The sequence below is a fragment of the Cryobacterium sp. TMT1-2-2 genome (genome assembly GCF_004403505.1).
Lineage (GTDB): Bacteria > Actinomycetota > Actinomycetes > Actinomycetales > Microbacteriaceae > Cryobacterium > Cryobacterium flavum.
Genome location: NZ_SOGS01000019.1, coordinates 1 through 3,305 on the forward strand (window position 1 = coordinate 1; position 3,305 = coordinate 3,305).

Here is a 3,305-nt window from a genome sequence, read left to right on the forward strand (position 1 = left end):
AGGCCCGTGAGGTGACCTGGTGACTCCCGCCTGAATATATAGGGCGGGTAGAGGGAACGTGGGGAAGTGAAACATCTCAGTACCCACAGGAAGAGAAAACAATAGTGATTCCGTTAGTAGTGGCGAGCGAACCCGGATGAGGCTAAACCGATCATGTGTGATAGCCGGTAGGCGTTGCATGGTCGGGGTTGCGGGACTTTTCTGCCTATTCTACCGAATGGTAAGGGTTAGAACGTTGTATAGACGAACAGGATTGAAAGCCTGGTCATAGAGGGTGCGAACCCCGTAGTCGAAATGCAGCAATCGCCCGAGAAGTATCCCAAGTAGCACGGGGCCCGAGAAATCCCGTGTGAATCCGTCAGGACCACCTGATAAGCCTAAATACTCCTACATGACCGATAGTGAACAAGTACCGTGAGGGAAAGGTGAAAAGTACCCCGGGAGGGGAGTGAAATAGTACCTGAAACCGTTTGCTTACAAACCGTTGGAGCCAGCTTTGTTCTGGTGACAGCGTGCCTTTTGAAGAATGAGCCTGCGAGTTAGTGATATGTGGCGAGCTTAACCCGAGAGGGGAATGCGTAGCGAAAGCGAGTCTGAATAGGGCGATTCAGTCGCATGTCCTAGACCCGAAGCGAAGTGATCTATCCATGGCCAGGTTGAAGCGACGGTAAGACGTCGTGGAGGACCGAACCCACTTCAGTTGAAAATGGAGGGGATGAGCTGTGGATAGGGGTGAAAGGCCAATCAAACTTCGTGATAGCTGGTTCTCTCCGAAATGCATTTAGGTGCAGCGTTGCGTGTTTCTTGCCGGAGGTAGAGCTACTGGATGGCCGATGGGGCCCAAAAGCTTACTGACGTCAGCCAAACTCCGAATGCCGGTAAGTGAGAGCGCAGCAGTGAGACGGTGGGGGATAAGCTTCATCGTCGAGAGGGAAACAACCCAGACCACCAACTAAGGTCCCAAAGCGCGTGCTAAGTGGGAAAGGATGTGGAGTTGCACAGACAACCAGGAGGTTGGCTTAGAAGCAGCCACCCTTGAAAGAGTGCGTAATAGCTCACTGGTCAAGTGATTCCGCGCCGACAATGTAACGGGGCTCAAGCACGCCACCGAAGTTGTGGCATTGATATTTTTGGTTAGCTCACACCCTTGTGGTGTTGGTTCAGCCGTGTTGATGGGTAGGAGAGCGTCGTGTGGCCAGCGAAGCGGCGGTGTAAACCAGCCGTGGAGGCCACACGAGTGAGAATGCAGGCATGAGTAGCGAAAGACGGGTGAGAAACCCGTCCTCCGAAAGATCAAGGGTTCCAGGGCCAGGCTAATCCGCCCTGGGTAAGTCGGGACCTAAGGCGAGGCCGACAGGCGTAGTCGATGGACAACGGGTTGATATTCCCGTACTGACGAAAAACCGCCCAAACTAATCCAGTAATGCTAAGCATCTGAATCCCCTAGATGGATCCCTTCGGGGTGAAGCGTGGGGCCTAGCGTGCGACCCTATGCTGGTGCGGTTAGCGTATTAACAGGTGTGACGCAGGAAGGTAGCTGAGCCGGGCGATGGTTGACCCGGTCTAAGGATGTAGGCCGAGAGATAGGCAAATCCGTCTCTCATATAAGGTTGAGACCCGATGGGTAGCCCGTAAGGGTGAAATCAGTGATCCTATGCTGCCAAGAAAAGCATCGACGCGAGGTTTTAGTCACCCGTACCCCAAACCGACTCAGGTGATCAGGTAGAGAATACTAAGGAGATCGAGAGAATCGTGGTTAAGGAACTCGGCAAAATGCCCCCGTAACTTCGGGAGAAGGGGGGCCTGAGGCGTGAACGGACTTGCTCCGGGAGCGTTCGAAGGCCGCAGAGACCAGTGGGAAGCGACTGTTTACTAAAAACACAGGTCCGTGCTAAGTCGCAAGACGATGTATACGGACTGACGCCTGCCCGGTGCTGGAAGGTTAAGAGGAACGGTTAGCCGCAAGGCGAAGCTGAGAATTTAAGCCCCAGTAAACGGCGGTGGTAACTATAACCATCCTAAGGTAGCGAAATTCCTTGTCGGGTAAGTTCCGACCTGCACGAATGGCGTAACGACTTCCCAGCTGTCTCAACCGCGAACTCGGCGAAATTGCATTACGAGTAAAGATGCTCGTTACGCGCAGCAGGACGGAAAGACCCCGTGACCTTTACTACAGCTTGGTATTGGTGTTCGGTGTGGCTTGTGTAGGATAGGTGGGAGACTGTGAAGCTTGGACGCTAGTTCAGGTGGAGTCATTGTTGAAATACCACTCTGGTCATATTGGATACCTAACTTCGAACCGTGATCCGGTTCAGGGACAGTGCCTGGTGGGTAGTTTAACTGGGGCGGTTGCCTCCTAAAAAGTAACGGAGGCGCCCAAAGGTTCCCTCAACCTGGTTGGTAATCAGGTGTCGAGTGTAAGTGCACAAGGGAGCTTGACTGTAAGACTGACAAGTCGAGCAGGGACGAAAGTCGGGACTAGTGATCCGGCAGTGGCTTGTGGAAGCGCTGTCGCTCAACGGATAAAAGGTACCTCGGGGATAACAGGCTGATCTTGCCCAAGAGTCCATATCGACGGCATGGTTTGGCACCTCGATGTCGGCTCGTCGCATCCTGGGGCTGGAGTAGGTCCCAAGGGTTGGGCTGTTCGCCCATTAAAGCGGTACGCGAGCTGGGTTTAGAACGTCGTGAGACAGTTCGGTCCCTATCCGCTGCGCGCGCAGGAAATTTGAGAAGATCTATCCCTAGTACGAGAGGACCGGGATGGACGAACCTCTGGTGTGTCAGTTGTTCCGCCAGGAGCACCGCTGATTAGCTACGTTCGGAACGGATAACCGCTGAAAGCATCTAAGCGGGAAGCCGGCTTCGAGATGAGATTTCCATCCCTTCGGGGGAGAGGCTCGCAGCTAGACTACTGCGTTGATAGGCCGGATGTGGAAGTGGGGACTAAAGACCCATGGAGCTGACCGGTACTAATAAGCCGATAATTTGATAACACTCAGTTTGAAGAAGCTGCTTTAGCGTCCACTATGTGGTTCTCGATGTACGGTCGAGAACAACGTCCTCGTCACGAGGACTCTATATAACTAAATAATATAGAATCGATTCATCGCAAGATGTTTCGGCGGCTATAGCGAGAGGGAAACGCCCGGTCACATTCCGAACCCGGAAGCTAAGACTCTCAGCGCCGATGGTACTGCAGGGGGGACCCTGTGGGAGAGTAGGACACCGCCGGACTTAACTTAGAAACACCAGAAAAGCCATCCCTCCGGGGATGGCTTTCCTGCGTTAACAGGCCACCCACG

At 53.6% G+C, this 3,305-nt stretch carries 2 rRNA genes; both read left to right on the forward strand.

Going from position 1 to position 3,305, the window contains the following annotated elements:
- Positions 1-2,996 (forward strand): 23S ribosomal RNA (locus tag E3T35_RS12780); the annotation flags it as partial.
- A 124-nt stretch (positions 2,997-3,120) separates the two neighbouring features.
- A 5S ribosomal RNA gene (gene rrf / locus E3T35_RS12785) occupies positions 3,121-3,237 on the forward strand.
- The last annotated feature ends 68 nt before the right edge of the window (positions 3,238-3,305 follow it).